At 39.2% G+C, this 21,593-nt stretch carries 15 protein-coding genes and 1 pseudogene; 7 read left to right on the top strand and 9 right to left on the bottom strand.

Annotation, left to right across the window (positions count from 1 at the left end):
- Positions 1-95 precede the first annotated feature (95 nt).
- Both DOD25_RS01955 and DOD25_RS01950 read left to right on the top strand, forming a co-directional pair.
- Entirely contained in the window at positions 96-1,394 is a 1,299-nt protein-coding gene (locus DOD25_RS01955) for an LCP family protein (RefSeq protein WP_032842522.1), read from the top strand.
- 235 nt (positions 1,395-1,629) lie between these two features.
- Positions 1,630-3,453 (top strand): FtsK/SpoIIIE domain-containing protein, encoded by a 1,824-nt coding sequence (locus DOD25_RS01950; RefSeq protein ID WP_112928600.1) that lies wholly within the window; start codon positions 1,630-1,632, stop codon positions 3,451-3,453.
- 7 nt (positions 3,454-3,460) lie between these two features.
- Here DOD25_RS01950 and DOD25_RS01945 read toward each other — a convergent pair whose 3' ends face one another.
- The 4 genes from DOD25_RS01945 to hflX all read right to left on the bottom strand — a co-directional run bounded on the left by DOD25_RS01945 (position 3,461) and on the right by hflX (position 8,089).
- On the bottom strand, positions 3,461-3,733 hold the full coding sequence (locus DOD25_RS01945) for a WhiB family transcriptional regulator (RefSeq protein ID WP_004107118.1): 273 nt from the start codon (positions 3,731-3,733) through the stop codon (positions 3,461-3,463).
- Between the two features lie 186 nt (positions 3,734-3,919).
- Entirely contained in the window at positions 3,920-5,404 is a 1,485-nt protein-coding gene (locus tag DOD25_RS01940) for a sensor histidine kinase (RefSeq protein WP_004107121.1), read from the bottom strand.
- 124 nt (positions 5,405-5,528) lie between these two features.
- A complete protein-coding gene (locus tag DOD25_RS01935) occupies positions 5,529-6,491 on the bottom strand; it encodes an L-lactate dehydrogenase (RefSeq protein WP_004107125.1) in 963 nt (320 codons plus the stop codon).
- Positions 6,492-6,634: 143 nt separating this feature from the next.
- The gene (hflX, locus tag DOD25_RS01930; RefSeq protein ID WP_112928878.1) at positions 6,635-8,089 is read right to left on the bottom strand and encodes a GTPase HflX; all 1,455 of its coding nucleotides are present in this window, start codon (positions 8,087-8,089) and stop codon (positions 6,635-6,637) included.
- A 264-nt stretch (positions 8,090-8,353) separates the two neighbouring features.
- Between hflX and DOD25_RS01925 the strand changes: the two genes are divergently transcribed.
- Together DOD25_RS01925 and hrpA are read left to right on the top strand one after the other, a co-directional pair.
- The gene (locus DOD25_RS01925; protein ID WP_004107129.1) at positions 8,354-9,055 is read left to right on the top strand and encodes a class I SAM-dependent methyltransferase; all 702 of its coding nucleotides are present in this window, start codon (positions 8,354-8,356) and stop codon (positions 9,053-9,055) included.
- An 18-nt stretch (positions 9,056-9,073) separates the two neighbouring features.
- A pseudogene (hrpA, locus tag DOD25_RS01920) lies at positions 9,074-13,186 on the top strand (ATP-dependent RNA helicase HrpA); the annotation flags it as partial.
- Between the two features lie 142 nt (positions 13,187-13,328).
- On the opposite strand, the gene DOD25_RS01915 reads toward hrpA, so the two are convergent.
- Entirely contained in the window at positions 13,329-14,786 is a 1,458-nt protein-coding gene (locus tag DOD25_RS01915; protein ID WP_004107137.1) for an MFS transporter, read from the bottom strand.
- Positions 14,787-15,035: 249 nt separating this feature from the next.
- Here DOD25_RS01915 and DOD25_RS01910 point away from each other — a divergent pair, with 249 nt between their 5' ends.
- Together DOD25_RS01910 and DOD25_RS01905 are read left to right on the top strand one after the other, a co-directional pair.
- A complete protein-coding gene (locus tag DOD25_RS01910; protein WP_112928598.1) occupies positions 15,036-15,962 on the top strand; it encodes a hemagglutinin in 927 nt (308 codons plus the stop codon).
- A 112-nt stretch (positions 15,963-16,074) separates the two neighbouring features.
- Positions 16,075-18,351 (top strand): HelD family protein, encoded by a 2,277-nt coding sequence (locus DOD25_RS01905; protein WP_112928877.1) that lies wholly within the window; start codon positions 16,075-16,077, stop codon positions 18,349-18,351.
- A 61-nt stretch (positions 18,352-18,412) separates the two neighbouring features.
- On the opposite strand, the gene nrdR is transcribed toward DOD25_RS01905, so the two are convergent.
- Positions 18,413-18,868, bottom strand: coding sequence for a transcriptional regulator NrdR (gene nrdR / locus DOD25_RS01900; protein WP_004119918.1), 456 nt, complete (start codon positions 18,866-18,868; stop codon positions 18,413-18,415).
- A 232-nt stretch (positions 18,869-19,100) separates the two neighbouring features.
- Complete coding sequence (locus DOD25_RS01895; RefSeq protein WP_004119920.1) at positions 19,101-19,478, bottom strand: LysM peptidoglycan-binding domain-containing protein; 378 nt, start codon at positions 19,476-19,478, stop codon at positions 19,101-19,103.
- Between the two features lie 217 nt (positions 19,479-19,695).
- On the opposite strand from DOD25_RS01895, the gene lexA reads away from it, so the two are divergent.
- The gene (gene lexA / locus DOD25_RS01890; RefSeq protein WP_100066613.1) at positions 19,696-20,370 is read left to right on the top strand and encodes a transcriptional repressor LexA; all 675 of its coding nucleotides are present in this window, start codon (positions 19,696-19,698) and stop codon (positions 20,368-20,370) included.
- A 231-nt stretch (positions 20,371-20,601) separates the two neighbouring features.
- Here lexA and DOD25_RS01885 read toward each other — a convergent pair whose 3' ends face one another.
- A complete protein-coding gene (locus DOD25_RS01885; protein ID WP_004107146.1) occupies positions 20,602-21,081 on the bottom strand; it encodes a GreA/GreB family elongation factor in 480 nt (159 codons plus the stop codon).
- A 71-nt stretch (positions 21,082-21,152) separates the two neighbouring features.
- Positions 21,153-21,560 (bottom strand): FKBP-type peptidyl-prolyl cis-trans isomerase, encoded by a 408-nt coding sequence (locus DOD25_RS01880; RefSeq protein WP_004107148.1) that lies wholly within the window; start codon positions 21,558-21,560, stop codon positions 21,153-21,155.
- Between the last annotated feature and the right edge of the window lie 33 nt (positions 21,561-21,593).

Genomic DNA, 21,593 nt, shown 5'->3' with positions numbered 1-21,593 from the left:
GCAAGATGTAATCTATGAATATTAATGTACGAGCATAAAATTTATATATTATATATTCATAGTCATTGAAGATACATGCTTATTTTGGAGGATGAATGAATTCTAGATTGTATGAGGACCCTTCTGAAGATAATATAAACCCACCTATCTTCACTCCTTCTCATAATAACGATTCATCTAACTCAAACGTGCCTCCTAGTTTCACTCCAAAACGCGTAAAAAGAGGCAAAATAGAGTCTAATGCGCTTCCATCACAAGCGCCGTCTTTTGCGCCTACAACTCAAAGAACAAGAATCTTAAAAAGTCCAGAACAATGTTCTTCTAGACCTGTTTCTTACACATCGCAATTGCAACCAAGACCAGCACCGCGCACAAGTTCTATTTCACAAATGCGTATTCCAACAACTATAAATAAAGCAGTTGGAAGTGCAGCAAAAATACTACCGCACAAACCGCACAGAATTTTACATGCATTTATTGCATTTTTTGTTGTTCTGGCAGTAGGTGTAACTGGTTTTGGGGTATATTCGTGGAACTGGGTTGACTCAAGAATTAACCGCACTACTTGGCTTACTAATACTCCTAGCACTCAAGGCAAAGCATGGCTTATTCTTGGTTCTGATCAAAGAGAAGGCGAAGAAGCTAAAGAGATAACAGGATTTAGAACAGATACTATTCTTGTATTGACAAAGCCGAGCAATGGTCACAGCTCTCTAATTTCTATTCCTCGAGATTCTCTTGTTTCTTTAAATGGCGAACAAGTAAAAATTAATAGCGTTGCGCAAGCAGCTGGAAATAAAGCATTAACAGCAGCAATAGAAAAAATTACAGGTCATCGCATTGACCATGTTGCAGAAATACGTTTTGGCGGTCTTACTAATGTTGTTAACGCTATAGACGGCATTGATTTATGCTACAACCGTACCGTAAGCGATAAGTTTAGTGGGTTAAATTGGACTTCTGGATGCCATCACGTTGATGGGAATACAGCGTTAGCATTTTCGCGAATGCGATACGCAGATCCAGAATCTGATTTTGGACGAGCTGCACGTCAACGAATGGTTATTGCAGCTATTATGAAAAAAGCTTTAGATCACAATACATTATTGAATTTTGGAAAAGTAAAAAAGCTTGCTGAAACGGGACTTGCTTCAGTTATTTTTGACGAGAAAACCAATCCAGGAACATTATGGGAAATGGCTCAAGCATTCAAAGAAGCAACTGGACCGTCAGGCATATCTGGAACAGTATATTGGACGAATCCTGACTATCAAGTTCCAGGAGTTGGTTCATCTGTGCTTCTCGATGATGCTAAAAACTTAGATTTATTCAACCAACTTGCATCAGGCACTCATAAACCTGGATCAGTTGGAACTCTTGCTGAGCAACAATAATTTCGAAGTATTGTTGTATAAACAACACTTCAATTAGATACCATAACTTAGAAAGCACTAAACTCGTATCTTTTAACCACAATCTTGCATAAGTATTGCACAAAAATCAAAAATATTGTCTCATACATTTATGAGTAACAAATCTAATACAGGAATGTCTACAACTAAAGTACTTATGCATGTACAGATGGCAGCGAGTATAGTTCCCATATTCGCTCACATAGCATTGGCTATAATGGCATGGATGCAAAATAATTGGATGATGCTAACCATGATTATTCCAAGCATTATGATGTACATAGCAAGTCTTATTCCACAAATTTTTCAATACATATCTGAGAAAAATTCTATTCAAAGTGTTCAACAAAATCAGCAAATTCAATTATTAAACACTACGCAATCGTCAAATAACTTAACTTATAATCAACAAACTATAGAAAGTTTGCCAGATACTATTACACCAGTAAGTTTAGAAACATTACTTATGAGAAGAAATGCAATTTCTAATACGCAACATCACTGGAAAGAAGTATTGCAAACATGGTTAAAAAATGCAGGAACATACGACACAAAAAACCAATCTAATAGTATGAAGGAAAATCTAAATACAAATATTTATAACTACTTACCTAATTCAAAAACTAAACACCTTATAGCTCCACTTGGAATAAGCAATAATGGATACTGCTATTTAGATTTAATTAACAATGGACCACATGCTTTAGTTGCTGGAACAACTGGTTCTGGTAAATCAGTACTTCTTACGACTTGGTGTTTAGCTTTGGCTTTTCAATACGGCCCACAGCAGCTACGGTTTGTTTTTATGGATTTTAAAGGAGGATCAACTTTTGACATACTATCTAAACTCCCACATGCTATGGGAAACGTAGGGGATTTAAATCTTAAACACGCAATACGCGCTCTAAAAGGTCTCGAACTAGAACTAGATAGACGAGAAAGACTAGTAGCTCATCATGGGTGTAATAATATTGCACAAGTAACTCCAGCTGAGCCTTCATTGCTTATTGTTATTGACGAATTTCATGCTTTAAAAGATCAACTTCCCGACTACATGCCTCGTCTTATACGAATTGCATCAGTAGGCAGATCTTTGGGAATGCATATTATTGCTGGAACTCAAAATCCACTCGTACAAGTAAGCGCAGATATGAAAGCTAATATTTCTATTAATATTTGCTTGAGAGTTAGAGACGGAATGCAATCGCAAGAATTATTAGGAACAGCGCATGCAGCTAGAATAAGCCCAAATACACCAGGAGCCGCATATTACAATATTGGAGAAGGAGTAGCTGCTTTGCGATGTGCTCAAAGCAGCAATCCTGCACATTTAGTACGAGCAATACAGTTAGCTGGTAGATTCTGCCATCATGATCATTCTCCAGAATTATTTAGCAAACCATTGCCGTCGATTCTTTCATCAAAACAACTTGCAGAGTATTCAAATAATTACAAATACAAAAATTCGGAGCAAAAAATATCTCAAAGTTTACGTACTCAAGAATTTCATACGAAGCATATTATTATTGGTTTGCAAGACGATACCATACACTTATATCCTGCTCTATTACCAATTCACCTTGGAAATATCGCTGTTATTGGAAGTAGAAAACAAGGCAAAACAACAATATTAAAAATAATTTCTAAAACTTTAAACCTGCCAATATATTCAGGAAAATCACTATACGAACAAAACATTAATAACATTTACAACGAAAATACGCCAATCATTATTGACGATGCGGATGAATTGCTTGATCCGCTAAATACGAGACAAACTGCTATTGCTTTTCAAAAAAGATTAAATAGTAAACAATACCCAGTTATTATGAGCACTAGCACTTCTCGCTACTTACGTTTACCTGAGCAAGCACCAGTGAGGATAATATTTCCAACAGGAGATATTGGCACAGATACAATGCTTGGAATACCTTCTGCTTTATCTAAAAGTTTTGATATTGAAGACTATCAACTTCCAGGACGATGTGTTTTAATCACTCCAGGATCAGCAAGTTTAACTCAAATAGTGCACCTAGAATAAAATTTATTCATAGTGACGCATCTTGACTTTTACGTGCGCGCATTGCTCTACGCTTTAGAGTTCTACGCTCATCCTCGCTTAATCCTCCCCACACACCGTAATCTTGGTTAGTTTCTAATGCGCATTTTAAGCACTCTGTTGCAACATCACATGAGCGACATACTGCTTTTGCTTCTTCAAGCTGTTGAACTGCTGTACCAGCACTGCCAAGAGGAAAGAACAGTTCAGGATCTTTGTCACTACATGCTGCTGTTGTGCGCCAATCAAACGAGTTGCTCATGAATTATTATCCTCATTTCTTACCTACAACGGTGAGCTTTAGAAGTTCCCCTGAATGTAAGGAAATCATGAAAAGAAAGTTTTTTCAAGGTATTTTGCATCTTTATTAGCAATTTTAATTGTTCCTATACTTTTTACACTAAATGTATAACATTTAATGCACGTTGGAAAACAATTTTTACTAAAGCTACTCAATACCAGATACGCGCAATTTAATGTCTAACACTACCCTAGTTCCGCCTTCTCTTCGAGGAGACCAACGAACTGTACCACCAAAATCGTTAGTGACAAATGTGTTTATGATCTGCGTTCCAAGGCCAGAGCCAGATGGTTTAGCCATTCCATGAGAAGACTCGCTATCTATACCATCTCCATCATCTTCAACGACAATATTAAGATTGTCTCCGCCCCTACCAACTGCAATACGAATATGACCTTTTTCACGACCTTCAAAACCATGTTCAACTGCATTCGTCACTAACTCAGTTAAAACAAGAGATAATGGTGTAGCATCCTGAGCTGCTAATCTGCCAAATTTTCCAACAAAATCAATATCAATATTTTGATTCTGAGACGCCAACTCAATTGACATCTTCAACAAACTCGAAATAACTTTGTCAAAATCAACAATTTCGTCAGCAGTTTGACTCAAGCCTTCATGAACTAGTGCTATAGTTTGCACACGACGTTGAGCTTCCTCAAGTTCTTTTCTAACTTCAATAGATTTTGTTTTACGGGCTTGCAAACGCAAAAGAGCAGAAACAGCCTGTAAATTGTTTTTTACGCGATGATGTATTTCAGAAATAGTGGCATTCTTAGTGCGCAATTCTTGCTCACGTCGCAAAACTTCAGTAACATCACGACATAACACTACAGCTCCAACACGATTATTTGGACCCCACAGAGGCAAGGAGCGCATGGAAACTATAGAATGGTTCGCTTCAAGTTCACAATCTACATCAGCTTTTCCAGTTAATACAAGAGGTAAACTTTCGGGAACATTATCGTTTGTATGCAACAACCTAGTGCCAAATTCGCTTAAATATTCACCTTGCATAGTATTTAATCCACCGAGTCTGCGGAAACAACTAATGGCATTAGGGGAAGCATAACGAACTATTCCATCGTCTTCTAACACAATAAAACCATCGGATACTCGAGCATTATGTCGCTGATTTAATACAGATTCATGATATGGGAATTGTTCACGAGGAATCATGTCAAATAAAGTTTTACCAGCATTGATACTTTCGGTTTCATAACGACCGTTAGATTCACGTGTTGCCAAATTAGTTTCGCGCATAACTAATCCGATGGTTTTACCCCTATGACGAACTGGAGCGTAAACGTAGCATACAGTAGCTCTACCAATAGAACGTAAGGTTGAAGAGTGGAAACTTGTCTCAGATTTCATCGCCTCATTAAGCTCAGGTACTAAAGAATCATCTAATTTTTTACCTAACAAATCATCAGTACGTAAAGTAATAGCTGTTGAAGGACGACATTGTTCAGCAACAACATAATCACCGTCACCATTTTGAATAATCAGCAGCAAATCTGCAAAACTCAAATCTGCAATAACCTGCCAATCGGCCACCAAATGATGAAGCCACTCACGATCACTGTCATTAAAATCAGGACGAGTAGCAAGAATGTTAGAAAAATCAGCCATAATGTAATAATATATCGAACTCACAGAAAATTCTGTGAGGCATGTTGTTGTTTTGAACAAGAAAAACCGCTCCTCCTCAATAAGAGAAGAAGCGGTTTAATAATTTATAAATTATTCTTTAAAACTAGAAGCCAAACTTAGCAGCAGTTTCGCGCAAAGTTTCAGCAGAACGCTTCAAAGCAGCCAACTCACGATCAGAAACTGGAGTGTTTAGACGAGAGTTTACACCATTGCGATTAAGCAATGTTGGCACAGACATGCACACATCAGAAATGCCGTGGAAGTCATCGAGCAAAGAAGACACTGGAAGAATGCGGTTAGTGTCGCGAAGAACAGCCTCAACAATATCTACACCAGACATAGCAATAGCGTAGTTTGTTGCACCCTTACCGTTGATAATCTTGTAAGCAGCGTTAACAACTTCCTGATGGATTTCTTCGCGCTTAGCAGCATCAAGTGGCTCATGACCTGGAAGAGCGTTCCAATCGCACATTGGAACACCACCAATGGTTGCAGAAGCCCACAGAGGAACTTCAGAGTCACCGTGTTCGCCAGCAATGTATGCGTGAACGTTCTTAACATTAACGCCCGTGTGCTGAGCGATCAAGAAACGAAGACGAGCGGAATCAAGGTTGGTACCAGAACCAAACATTTGGTTTGCTGGAAGACCAGAAAGCTTCATAGAAACGTGCGTAACAACATCAACAGGATTAGTAATCAACATGTAAATTGCGTTAGGAGCAACCTTCACAACGTTCGGAATGATTGACTTCATGATGTTGATAGTGGCTCCTGCAAGCTCCAAACGAGTCTGACCTGGCTTCTGGCGAGCACCAGCAGTAATCACGACCATGTCAGCATCACGGCAAATTTCCACATCGTCAGAACCGGCAATAGAAACTGCAGGATAGAAGCTAGAACCATGCTGCATATCCAAAACTTCAGCTTCAACACGTTCCTTAGCAATATCTTCAAGCACAATCTCACGCGCAACACCACGCTGAGCAGCAGCGAAAGCGAGAGTAGATCCGACTGCGCCGGCACCAATAATTGCAAGCTTAGTTGGCTTAACCTGCGAACTCACCATGAGCAAAAACCTCTTTTCAACAACCTATCACACCCTTATAAGCACACAAAATACCACGATTTATGCATTACTAAGGGCTGCTCTCACATTAAGAGCTTTTGGTATGAACACCTTTACTCTAATCGCACCACCGGAATTTATTATTACAATGCTACTTTCATAAGTTTTGCAGCTAACGATGGTCCGACCCAAGCAATAAGTTCAACCCCAGAATCTACATATTCTGCCTTTTCAACTACACCATTTTCACGAACTTTTGATAATAATCCACCAAACTCGTACGGCAAAGTTACATCTACACGAACACGAGGAGACGGTAACAATTCTTCTAAACGATTGCGCAATATTTGTAAATTTTCGCCACTGAATGCAGAAACAATAACAGCATCAGGATAAAGAGAAGAAAAACGTTCTCGCGCAGCATCACTCATCATGTCTGATTTATTCAATGCCATAATTTGAGGTATATCTTCTACACCAGAAATATTAGCGAGAACTTCGTTTACTGCATTAATTTGCGAAATAGGATCTGGATGCGAACCGTCAACTACGTGCAAAATAACGTCTGCTTGTCCAACTTCTTCCAAAGTGGATTTAAATGCTTCAACTAATTGAGTTGGAAGTCTGCGAACAAAACCAACAGTATCTACCAAAGTATAGCTTCTACCATCTTGAGTTTGAGAACGACGTACTGCAGTATCAAGAGTTGCAAACAGTGCATTTTCTACTAATTCTTGTGAACCAGTAAGACGATTTATAATAGACGACTTGCCAGCATTCGTATACCCAACAACAGCTACAGTTGGAATATCTTGTCGTCTACGAGAACCGCGTTTTACATCGCGCGCAGGTGCCATATTTGCAATATCGTGGCGAAGTTTAGAAATACGATTTCGAATAGCTCGACGATCCATTTCGATTTTAGTTTCGCCAGGACCTCTAGAACCAATACCAGCATCTCCTGCAGCTCTACCACCAGCCTGCCTGGAAAGAGCAGCACCCCAGCCTCTTAACCTAGGTAGCATATATTGCAATTGAGCAAGCTCAACTTGAGCTTTACCTTCACGGCTTGTAGCATGCTGAGCAAAAATATCCAAAATAACAGCAGTGCGATCGACAACCTTAACTTTGGTTGCATCTTCTAAAGCTCTACGCTGGCTAGGTGGTAAATCATCATCAACAATAATCGTATCTGCATCATGTTGAGCAACTATTGCTGCAAGCTCACGCGCTTTACCTGAACCAACATAAGTTGCAGCATCTGACCTATATCTTTGTTGCAACATGCCATCGCAAACAACAGCACCAGCAGTCTGTGCCAACGCTGCAAGCTCACGCAACGATTCTTCAGCTTGAGCAAGAGTTCCTTTTGCGCTAGACCACACTCCTACTAGCACAACTCGCTCAAGACGAAGCTTTCTATACTCAACTTCGGTAACATCTTGTAATTCGCCAAGACCAGCTACACGCTTTAAAGCATTACGAGATTCACGCTCCTGCCAAGCTTCATCATGCTTTTCACTGTCAGAAGTAGTGTCTAAAAGCACATCCGAATGAGCATAAAGCACTGCATTATTGGTGAGATGATGCTCATTCATATTATTAGAATCATTTTCGAGGGAGGAAAGATCGTTTGAATTAAGCACATCATCTCGCCCGGATGCCACATTACTATCCGCCAACTGTCCCTCCTCTATTTCATTGTAAATAGCGTTTTACAACGTTTGTCTTATTATGGTGACTTGAGACGACAATATATGAACACAACCTATATGTATGATATGTAAATAAAGATACAATAGTAAAAAGTATATTAATAAATTTAAATTTATAGGCGAAATACGGTATTTTTGAGCGAGATCATGGAAAGTCATCAACAATTTAAACAATACGATAAAACCAAATCACCAAAATCAGAAAAAACGCAAAAAATCAGTGGCGAACAATACTTTTCTGCAACACCATCATCTTGCGATGAGCGAAGAACGTTACATGTAACTTTGAGAAATCATGAAACTGTTATACAAGTCTCAAACGGAGTATTCAGTGCTTCTAAGCTTGATCTAGGCACGTCTGTGCTACTAAAACATGCTCCAAAACCACCAGAAAATGGCAAATTCCTTGATATTGGATGCGGATGGGGTCCTATAAGCATTGCAATGGGCTTAGAATCTCCAGAAGCTGAAATTGTAGCTGTAGATGTAAATGAGCGAGCGCTAGAGCTTACTGAACTAAACGCAAAAAACGCTGGCTTAAAGCATATTCGCACTTCTTTAGTAGATGACGCTTTAAAAGAAAATAATACTTTGGAATTTAATAATTTTGATCTCATATGGTCCAATCCACCAATTCGCGTTGGAAAAGAAATGTTGCACGACATTTTGATGACTTGGATTCCGCGTTTAAAAGTGGGAGGAGCAGCTTACTTAGTTGTGCAAAAAAATCTTGGCTCAGACTCACTTATTCCTTGGCTTGCTGAAAATCTTGGCGAAAACTACAACGTTGAAAAATATGCAAGCTCTAAAGGATACCGAATTATAGAAGTACTAAAAAGTAAGCACTAAAGAAGTACCAAAAAAGTAAAAAATTTACGAAAAGAAATATACACTATGAAATTCGACTACCCTGTTGAGCTTCCTATTTGCGCAGCACACGACGGAATAATAGAAGCAATTAAGTCTTCACAAGTCGTGATTGTTTCCGGACAGACTGGCTCCGGTAAAACTACGCAAATCCCAAAAATGGCGCTTGAGCTTGGAAGAGGCAGAAGAGGTAAGCAAATCGTACACACTCAGCCTCGCCGTTTAGCTGCACGCACTGTTGCTGAGCGAATCGCAAGCGAAATGGAAGTAAAACTGGGTGAAGAAATCGGCTACCAAGTGCGATTTACCGACGAAAGTTCACCTAAAACGAAGCTTCGAATTGTTACTGACGGTATTTTACTTGCGCAAATTCAGCGAGATCCTCTTCTTACTAAATACGACACGATTATTATTGACGAAGCTCACGAACGCAGTCTTAACATTGACTTTTTGCTAGGGTATTTAACAACTTTACTTCCGCAAAGACGCGATTTGAAGCTGATTATTACTTCGGCAACAATAGATTCTGCAAAATTCCGTGAACATTTCGAACAAGCTTTACACATAAAAGTTCCTGTTATTGAAGTTTCTGGACGCACGTACCCTGTGAGAGTGCTTTATGAGCCGCTTGGCTCCGCGCCTTCACTTATGCGACATGTCCCCGGCTTTGCAGACATAACAATGGATGAGGAAACTGTCGCAGAAAGCCAATCTAACGAAAGCAATCGAGACGATATTACAGATGAAGATATGACATCTGCAGTAACTCGCGCATGCGCTCAATTAGTTATTCATTCAAGCCACGAGCAAGGCGCGCGCGACATTATGGTTTTCGCTTCCGGCGAGCGCGATATTAGAGAGTTTGAAGCAGGATTACGCTCATATTTTGGCACTCGAGCAAGTGATATGAAACGAGCGGATGCTATTGAAATAGTGCCGCTTTTTGCGCGTCTTTCTGCAAAAGATCAGCATCGCGTATTTGAACATCACTCTCATCAACGCATTGTTATTGCTACGAACGTTGCTGAAACTTCGCTTACTGTTCCTGGGATTCGATACGTTGTCGATCCTGGTTTTGCGAGAATTAGCAGATATTCTAAGTCTGCAAAAGTGCAAAGGCTTCCTATAGAGCCGATTTCTCAAGCGAGCGCAGATCAGCGTTCTGGACGATGCGGACGAATCGCGGACGGAATTGCTATTAGACTTTACTCGCGCGAAGATTACGAAACTCGACCTCGTTTTACCGATCCTGAGATTCTGCGCACTTCGCTTGGAGCAGTAGTATTACACATGCTTTCAGTAGGCGTTGCTAAAACTGGCGAAGATATTACGAATTTCGGTTTTATTGACCCTCCTGATATGAAAGCAGTAAGCGACGGCTTTAATGAGCTTAACGAGCTTGGCGCAATAAGCAGAAAATCAGGTTTCATTACTTTAACTCATATTGGACGCGAGCTTTCGAAATTGCCTATTGACATTCGTTTAGGACGCATGATTGTTGAAGCAGCTCGTAAAACCACTCCGAATACTCTTGCTGCTGTGCTGGTAATTGTTGCGTTTTTGAGTTTGCAAGATCCTCGCGAGCGCCCTGAAGAACAGCGTGAAGAAGCAGATAAACTTCATAATCGTTATGCCGATGAAACAAGCGATTTCTTAACTGCTTTAAATATTTGGGATTATATTTTCCAAGCAGACGGAAATATGAGCAATAATGCTCTTCGCAAACTTTGCAAAGCGGAATTCTTCCACTTTTTGCGTTTAAAACAGTGGAAAGATTTAGTTAATCAACTTCAAGATTTGTGTAAAGAATTACATTATAAAGTTGGCGAGCCTATTCCATCTAAAAGAGTATCTTTGGAAATTCGTCAACTTCCTAATAATCAGCAGGCTGCTCACAGCTTGTGCTGCTCTTGGGATTCGCAAGGAATACACTCGTCGATGCTTGCAGGATTGCTTTCTATGTTGGGAATGCAAGTAGTGCGTGAACCGAAAGCTTCAGATTTTGCCAATTTGCATGGATCAGCAAAAATTCGCGCTATGAAACGCGCTCAAAAAATGGCTAAAAACGACTATCAAGGCGCGCGCGGAGGAAGATTCGCAATATTCCCAGCTTCATCTGTTTCTAAAACAACTCCTTCATGGGTTATGTGTACGCAATTAGTTGAAACATCTAGACTTTGGGCAAGATATTGCGCGCAAATCGATCCTGCTTGGGCTGAGCCTCTTGCTAAAAATCTTACTAGAATCACGTATTCAGACGCTCATTGGAGCGCTTCTAAAGGTGCTGCTGTAGCAAAATCTAAGGTATTACTATACGGATTGCCTATTGTTCAAGATCGCACAGTTCAATGGGCTAGAGTTAATCCTTACGAAGCTCGAATGATTATGATTCGTCAAGGCTTAGTTGAGGCAGATGTGCAACAGCGTTTTGCACACGATGAGTTTATTTTAAATAATCACAATGTGCTTGAAGATGCAGATAATCAAGCAAATCGCACTCGCCAAATAAGCGAAACTGTAAACGACGAAGATTTATTTACTTTTTACGACACTCACATTCCTCAAGAAGCAACTACTATTGCAGCTCTTGCAAAATGGTGGAAAGATAACCGCGAAGAAGATCCGCACAAGTTAGACTTTAATCCCGATGAAGTTGAACGTTTACAAACTACGCAAAGCACTGATTTAGCTGATTATCCTGACCATTGGAATACAGTTGGTACAGACGGTCAGATTATAAGGTTGCGTTTAAGTTATGTGTATGATCCGGCTAATCCTTTGGACGGCGTAACAGTGCATGTGCCGCTTTACGTACTTTCGCGTTTAACTCCTGAAGAATTTACTTGGAATGTTCCAGGTTTGCTTGATGAGCTTATTATTGGCATGATTAAATCTTTGCCTAAAGCTCTACGAGTACAGTTTGTTCCAGCTCCTGACACTGCTCAAAAAATTCGCGCTTGGATTGACGAACATTACGACGAGCTTCCTGGGACTGGAGAAACAGAAAGCAATATAAAAAGCGAATGGCAAGATTTTAGAGAAGTTTTCACTAAAGCTGCAATTTGTGTAGTTGGCGCGCAAATACATCCTGAAGTTTTCGATGACGAGCAAATAAGCAGACTTTCGCCATACTTGCGCATGACGTTTAGTGTTGAAGAGAGAAAAGCTAACGAAAGTCGCAATAAACTTGCAGGTCGCAACAAGTACTCTAATCACGTAAAACCTACTCTTCTTGGAACAGACAAATCATTAATTGCATTGCAACAGCGTTTTGCGAAAGAAGCACAAGAATCTGCACGAGAAGTTGTAAATATCAAAGCAAATAAAGCAGCACAAGCTGGTCATGTAATTGAACGAGCAGATTTATTACACAAATCTGGTGCTACAAACCTTTCACGCGCACAAATGGTTTGGCAAAGCGCATTGAATATGCTGCATTTAGACAATAAGCGTATTACTTCTCGCTGGCTTGGTTCTGAAGCTTTAATGCTCGCAGCTGCACCTTATTCAACTTCTAATGCTTTAGCAGAAGACTTGCAAATGGCTGCAGTAAAACGACTAATTGCGAACACGGATAATATTACTGACGACAATTTATTACGCGAAACTGTTGCAAACGTATCTGAAGTATATGAAGACACTGTTTATGCTGTTGCACACGATGTGATCGCAATATTGAAGCGTCAAGCAGAATCAAGTAAAGCTGTTTCCGGCAAGGCTGATTTACCGTTGCTTTCAGTGTTGCAATCAATCCGAGAACACACTGCAAGTCTTGTATACGAAGGATTTATTGCCAAAACTCCATCTGATTCTCTACCTCGTATTGAACGCTACTTGCATGCAGACGTGATTCGTCTTACTAAAGCTAAAGCAGATAAAAACCGTGACGTACGTTGGGCTTGGCAAGCAGATGAAGCACATAAGCTTGTAATAAAAACTCAAGAAGACACTCAGAAAATCCCAGCGGGACCCGCTCATGACGAGTCGCAAATGATCGCTGAGAAATTACGTTGGATGTGCGAAGAATTCTATGTGTCTCTTTGGGCGCAAGAATTGGGAACTGCATATCCGATTAGCATACAACGCATGCGAAAGATGATTGACGGAAGGTGAAAACTGTTTCGCATATATGCATATATTTTTCTTAGCGCTTGCAATGTTGTAAACAATATTGCTCATAACGTTGCAAACAAACTTTATTTGCACAGTTGCTAAGTTATTGCCAATTATAATTCTATTGCTTTTGCTTTCACTATTATTTTTGGTCTTGTTCTTGATCTTCGTCTACTTCGATTGCATTGCTTTCTTTAGTGATAAAGTTTCTGAATGTAAATACGATAATTCCTAATAATGCAACAGCAGCACACATAAGAGATATGTTTGCAAATCCAGACGAAATACCAGAAGCACCGGTTATAGAATCCCCACTCAACATGTTTTTATCTAATATTCCGTCAAAAATTACTACACCAACAGACGCAGAAACACTAATAGCTAAATCATTCATTCCGCACCCTCTGCCAGATTCTTCAACTGGAAGAGATGAAAGAATTGTTGAGGCCAGTGGAGAATACACCATTCCACAACCTGCATAATAAATGCATGCACACAAAGCTATAGCCAAGAATCCAGAATTTATTAATACTGCAATACCAATCCATCCGCAAAGTATAAACAATATTGCTAATAATAAACCTGTTTTTCTTCCTATACGACTAATTATTAAGCCTGAGCATGAACCGAATATTGCAGCAACAATAAAAGCCCAAACTAAATAAGAAGCTACTTGTGAAGTAGTCATATTATACAAAGTTTTTCCAACTCTATTGAACAGTGGACTTATGCAATAATTCGTGAAGTATATTATGCCCATCAAAATTATGCCAGAAAGCCAACGAATATTCTTGAAGAAAGCTGGCGTAACGAATGGCTCTTTAGCTTTACTAATGTAAATACCAAAAATTATAAACAATATAATTGCTGAAATAAGCATCAACAAGTTTCTGTATGAAATGAACAATGTAAGAGATGCAACAGCAAATCCAAAGACTGTAAAACCAACAACATCAATTTTTTTACCATTGCCGTTTTTTGTTGGTAAATAATGCAATAATGCCGGCAATATTAGAATAGTTAATGCTGGAATTAAGAATAAATATTGCCAAGCAATAGAGCTTAACAATCCTGCTGAAAACACTCCAATACATGCAGAAAGCTGGTACGATGCTGTAAATAATCCGAAGAAGATAACTTTCAAATCATTTCGCAAATATTTTGTTGCAATTACTAAGAATGATGAACCTGCTACTTGTTCACCAGTTGTTTGCATAATACGAGCAGCAATAACTGTCCACAAATTTGGCTCAAAACAAGAATTAGCTACAAATCCAAAAACTGAGCCTATAAACAAAGATGTTAATCCAATGGTTACTAGCTTTTTTAATGACACAAAGTCGCCTAAAGAACCGTAAATAAAGCATACGATTCCTAAAATAATGCCAGGTAAACCTGTTATAAGAGGCGCTTGATCAACAGCTTTCACATCTATACCAACTTGTTTATAAACAAGGTTGAAACCTTGCAAGCACAACGTGCTAATAATAAATGTAATAAGCAGTAGTATTAACGCACGAACAGCAACCTTATTGCGCATTTCTGGGTCATCATAAGGATCCATAGAAGAACAATCAATTCGTTTAGTTCCAATCATCATTATCTTACTCTCCTGCCACATCCTAATAATTCCAACATTTGTGCAGAAAACTACTGCAAATAAATCAATCTGCCCTAACAATCTAAAGTTAATCGCAACAAATTCTTCGCGCGTAGCTACTCAATCGGATAATTCTACAGTTTGATAGTTACAATCAACAATAAAATTGGGAACAATTTTAAAAAATAATCACAATAATAAAATGATTCGCATATCACTTATAATGTAACAAGCTAAGTAGGAGGAAACATGGTGCAGAGAAGAAAGAAACATGATTCTATTCATGTCAACCTAAATAGTGAACATAATAGTGGTGCTCATCACAATAAAAACAACAGTTCTTTAAAGCATAAGTTTTACTCCAATAAAATTTTACGAAACATTATTATTGCTGTCATAGGCATTGCTATTATCATTCCTGTTGTTCAGTGGATACGTTGGGAACAGACTGTTTCTGGTCTTCGCAACAAACAAGAACAACTTGTGTCACGCTTTGATTTTAATCCAGGCAATATTATTTCTGATTCTCAATTTTTTGACGATAACGCAATGAGTAAAGATGAAGTACGCAATTTTATACGCAAAAAAGGAGCAAAATGCACTGGTAAAAATTGCTTAAAAAATGCGTACTTTAATACTCACACTATTCCTGCCGATTCACTATGTTCAAAGTATCAAGGTGTAAGCAAAGAATCTTCTGCAGACATAATATACAAATCAGCAAAAGTATGTCATATCAGTCAACAAGTATTACTTACAATGCTGCAAAAAGAACAACATCTTGTAACAGACACTGATCCTAGCGATTTCCAATACAAATCAGCTATGGGATTAGATTGTCCAGATGATTCTCATTGCAACCCACGTTTTGCAGGATTCTTTAAACAAGTAATTGGTTCCGCAAGAAGATATAGATATTATCTTCTTCATAACGATCAATATAACTACCACCCTAACACGATTAACACAATTCAATATTCGCCAAATAAATCATGCGGATCTAGCAATGTTTATATCGAAAATAAGGCTACTGCATTGCTTTATATCTATACTCCTTATCAGCCAAATATAGAATCGTTAAAAGCTGGATACGGCGAAGGAAATTCGTGCTCAGCATATGGAAATCGCAATTTTTCATTGATTTACTCTGCATGGTTCGGAGATCCTCGCAAATAATATTCGTTAGATCAACATAGAAATACAATTTTGGTGTATAAGCGTCGAGATATACTTAGATGCCTAATTTTTGGCACAATTGGTTGCGGTATTTTACGAAGAATGGATGCGTATGTCTACCTATTCCTCACAACTTGGTGAAGAACAACAAGCTGTTGACCGAGCTTATAGCCGTCTAGACGATTTGCGTAATACTATTCGCGCACGCTTAGACGCTGTGCGCGCGTCAGGTTCGCACGGTTCACCAACACAGCGCACAGAGCGCGACTCATTCGCAACCATGTACGAAGATCGTCTTACACAATTACGAGCTGTTGAGGATCGTCTTGTTTTTGGAAGGCTTGATAACACAGAAGGCATTAGGCGATACATTGGTCGCATTGGTTTGCTTAGCGAAAACCATGATCCTATTCTTACAGATTGGCGCGCTGAAGCTGCACGACCTTTTTATGAGGCAACCCCTTCGCATCATGGCGATATTGTTATGCGTCGTCACATTACACTCCGTTTCAGAGACGTTATTGGTGTTGAAGATGAAGTACTTGACATACATTCTGATGAAATAGGAAAAGCTTCACAACAAGGTACTCTTACTGGCGAAGGAGCACTGCTCGCATCTTTAGGTTCTCGCAGAACCGGCAAAATGACTGATATTGTTGCCACTATTCAAGCAGAACAAGATCGAATTATTCGCGCTCCTCTTGATCACACTATTGTTGTACAGGGAGGTCCTGGCACAGGAAAAACAGCTGTTGCTTTGCACAGAGCAGCCTATTTGTTATACACTCACAGGCGCAAACTTGAGCGTTCAGGAGTTCTTATTGTTGGTCCAAGTTCGGCATTCTTGCGTTATATTGATCAAGTACTCCCTTCTCTTGGTGAAACAGGTGTAGTAAGTAGAACTATTTCCGACTTAATTCCTGGAATTTGTGCTACAGCTGGAGATTCTCCATATGCAGCAAAATTAAAGGGAATGTATCGTATGCGAACAGTTATTGCGAATGCAATTGCCGCTCGTATTCGCGTTCCTAAAAATCTTCCAACAATTCATGTTGGAGGATTTAGTATTCCTCTTCTAAAAGAAGATATTGAGATAGCTCAATCAGATGCTCAACGGACTCACCAGCCGCATAACCAGGCGCGAAATACTTTTATAAAAACTGTGCTCAGCATATTGAAAAATCGTTATTTGGAAAAGCTTGATTATGTTCCAGATCAAGTTGAATTAAACGATATAACTTCTCAACTTCGTCTTGACGATAAACTGCGCATTACTTTAAATCTTGCATGGTTACCTATGACTGGAGAATGGCTTATTGACCAACTTTTTGCTAAACCTGACAAATTACGCACATACGCACCTTGGTTAAGCAACGAAGATATCAACTCACTTACTAGACCAAAAGGCAGCCCGCTTACTCGTTCTGATATTCCATTACTTGATGAAGCTATGGAATTGCTTGGTCCTGATCCAAAACTTGACGCTCAAAGATCTGCAGCACAAGCAAAAAAACTTGAAGAACAGCAATTTGCAGCTGACACTCTAGCACAAGCTGGTATTGGAAATGGCATAGTAACCGCCGATATGCTTCTTGATAATCTGCAAGGCGACGATGCAGGAATGCTTGCCCGTAAAGCAGCTTCTGATCGCGAGTGGACATATGGTCACGTAGTTGTCGATGAAGCTCAAGAGCTCACAGCAATGGATTGGAGAATGCTTATTCGTCGTTGTCCTTCACGCTCCTTTACTATTGTTGGCGATGTTGCACAAACTTCTGCGCTCGGAGGAACTCACAGATGGCAGAAGAATATGAATTCTCTATTTGGAGAACCAAATTGGGATCTTTACGAGTTAACAATTAATTATCGAAATCCTAGTGAAGTTTCTGAAGCAGCAAGCAAGGTTGCAACAGATTCAGGATTATACATTTCTACTGTTCATGCAGTTCGCTCAGTACCTGATTCACTTGTATCACAAACGGTTGAATCACAAGATGAACTCGATACTGCACTTGCAGAATCTTGTACAAAACTATTCGAAAAATTTGTCTCTGATGATGGTAGTGGTCGTATTGCAATCATTACTCCTAACAGCATGGTTAGCCATGCTAAAAAGGTTGTAAACCAAGCATTAGAACATGCATTACCTGAAAAATTATGGAATCAGTTAAACAAACAAAATGCCGATGATTGCCAATGCAGCGTTTGCACAGCTGAGGAAGTAAAAGGTCTTGAATATGACGCTGTCATAGTGTTGCAACCTTCTCAAATTGAGCAGGAAGCAGCATCTAGACTAGCTGCTGCAGCCAATCTATATGTTGCAATGACTAGACCAACTCAAAAATTGCATATAATACGCACTAAAGATGACGCAAATTTTGAGAAATAGAACTCAAAATAATGCAAAAGCGCAGGGAATAGATATTCTGTAACAATAATCGATAAAATTATTATTCTTCTGTTTTACTGCGCTTCAAATCTTCAATGGCATGTTCAAAATCTTCAAGACCCGTGAAGTTTTGGTACACACTTGCAAAACGAAGATATGCAACTTCATCTAATTCACGCAATGGCTTAAGAATAGCTTTGCCAACTTCTTCAGATGTAACTTGCGCTAAACCTCGTGCTCGCAAATCAGCTTCTACTCGCATACCAATCGTCTTTAATGCCTCAGCATTAATAGGGCGTCCTTGACATGCTTTGCTAACACCGGCAACAACTTTTGCTCGATCAAAAGGTTCAATAGAGCCTGAACGCTTCATTACAAGCAACTGAGTTGTTTCTACTGTAGTAAATCGATTACCACAAACTTGGCATTCACGTCTACGGCGAATAGAGTAACCATCTTCGCTGATACGAGTATCTATAACTTTCGTATCAGAATTTTTACAAAAAGGACAATGCATATATTCAGCATACTAAAAAATAGCGAAAAACTACATAATATTATTCACTTTATTCAAATATTTCCGAATATTATACGATTTTATTGTCCATAATCCGAAATACTCCATAAAACACACTGAATATTACATCATCATTTTCAGTAAAACTTATCTCATCAGTTTCAATTTCAAATATAGTAATATTTTCCCTTCTCATATTCCCCCCAATTTCATACTATTTGCACTCAATCAACTATTGAGCATCATTTAATGGAACATTAATAGACTGTCCGATTACCAAATCTTCAGAAGAAAGATGATTTAAAGCCATTAAACGCTCTACATTATCTGATATATCACCGTTTTTAGGAGTAATAGTAGCAGCATAATTCCATAACGTATCTCCAGGACGAACTGTATATGTAACAACTCTTTCAGGTATCGCAGAAACAGCAGTCTTTGGCATAAACAATGTACAGAATGTTATTGCTGTCATCAAAAGTACAGCTACACGAAAAACTCTAGTTTTGCGCGCATGCTTATTAGAAACGCAGCGTTTACGAATCAAATAAGTATTTTCTTGCATGCCTACTCTAGCTTCCCTGCCACTTCTAATTAATGACGTACTCATAACTGTCCTTTCTCCTTCCTTAATCGACTGAACATTTGTTCTATCGAACAGGTGTATTAATAATGACACATTTGTTCGATAGTTGCAACGGCGTGTCGAACAGATGTTTGATTTTTCTAAGAAAGTGCGTTAAAATAGTAAAAGCGAAAGGAGCACCATGAATAACGATGGCACAAATAATGATAACAACGGCATTAATGCTAGCGATATTAACGCAATGTCACTTACTGACCGCCAACGCAATATTATCAATGCCATCCAAAACAATATAAAAATTCATGGATTCCCTCCTTCTTTCCGCGAAATCGGAGAAGCAGTTGGACTTAGAAGCCCATCTTCTGTGAAACATCAATTACGAACACTTGAAGATAAAGGGATTTTGCGAATTAATGCAAATAAAGGTCGCGCTATTGAAATTCTTGATAATTCAATTGTTGAAAACAATTCAAATAACAAAATTAATAAAAATTCTTCAAGAGTTGCCAATATTAGCGCATACGAATCTGATTCTGTTATAAATTCTAGAGATGTTCCTCTAGTGGGAAGAATCGCAGCAGGAGCTCCAATAACAGCAGAACAGCATATTGAAGATGTAATGCGATTGCCAGAACGTCTTACAGGTACAGGAAATCTTTTTATGCTTGAAGTACACGGCGATTCGATGATTGACGCCGCTATTTGCGATGGCGATTATGTAGTAGTTAGAGAGCAGCATGAGGCTGTAAATGGAGACATCGTTGCAGCACTGCTAGATAACGAAGCAACTGTTAAAACTTTCAGAAATGACCATGGTCACGTATGGCTTATTCCACATAATCCGGCGTACTCTCCTATTGACGGATCACACGCAACTATTATGGGAAAAGTTGTTACAGTATTGCGAAAAATCTAACAAATATAACTGCTGAACAAACAATAGAATTTAACACAATAAGTTGTAAGTTGTCATTAGCTCATAGAGCTAAAGCAGCAGAGAACATAAATTGCAAACCATAAAAAAAAACAAGTTATAAAATGCAAAACGCAAAACTTGAAACTTAAAACCCTAAAACTTAAAACCCAAACCCTAAAAAAATCTCCCCACCTATTCACAAACGAACTAGGTGGGGAGATTAATACTTACTTACGCAAGTGGATGTGAATCCTTAATTGTCACTGAAATTTCACGTCCATTTGGAGCCGCATAGCTAACAGTATCACCAGTATGAGCACCCATAATAGCCGCTCCAATTGGAGATTCCGGGCTAATAACGTCATAATCTGTAGCTACAGCAATATCGCGAGAACCAAGAACATAAGTCATTTCTCGACCTGCTAGCTCAAGAGTAACCAAAGAACCATTGCCAACAGTGCCATCCTTCGGAGCTTCAAGAATCTTCGCATTACGAAGCTTCACAATAAGCTCATTAATGCGACCTTCATTCTTTCCTTGCTCCTCGCGAGCAGCCTGATAACCACCATTTTCAGACAAATCACCTTCAGCACGAGCTGCAGCAATACGCTCAGTGATTTCTTCTCGATACTCACCTTCACGATGCGCTAACTCTTCTTTTAGTTTGTCATACGCTTCCTGCGTAAGTAAAATAGTTTTTTCTTCAGCCATTGCTACCTCCTTATCCAACAATCTCTAAAAATAAAAACTATTCGCGCGAAAATAAAATTCACGCTCTTCTATCAACGAGTTGAAATAATATCAACAACAAATACCAAAGTGTCTCCGCCACCAATACCGGCTTGCGGTATGCCACGAGAGCCATAACCATACTCTGGAGGGATAGAAATCAACAAACGAGATCCAACATTATGACCTGGAACAGTGCGATCCCAGCCCTGAATCACTTGACCGACACCAATACCAAAACTAGCTGGAGTATGACGAGCAAAGCTTGAATCAAATGGCTTGTCGCTGCCCCAAACCACACCATGATAATTCACAGTTACAGTGTCACCGGCACGAACTACAGGACCATTACCTTCAACTAATTCAACAACTTTAAGACCTGCTGGCGGTTCAGATTCAGGGAACGTCACCGTTGGCGTAGTGCCAAATTCTGCAATCACTTCTGGCATATCTTGTGCCATATTTCCTCCTTTACAAACTCCAAACAGTATAAT

Source organism: Gardnerella leopoldii (genome assembly GCF_003293675.1).
In the GTDB taxonomy this organism is placed as follows: domain Bacteria; phylum Actinomycetota; class Actinomycetes; order Actinomycetales; family Bifidobacteriaceae; genus Bifidobacterium; species Bifidobacterium leopoldii.
This window is presented reverse-complemented; position numbering and strand designations above follow the sequence as displayed.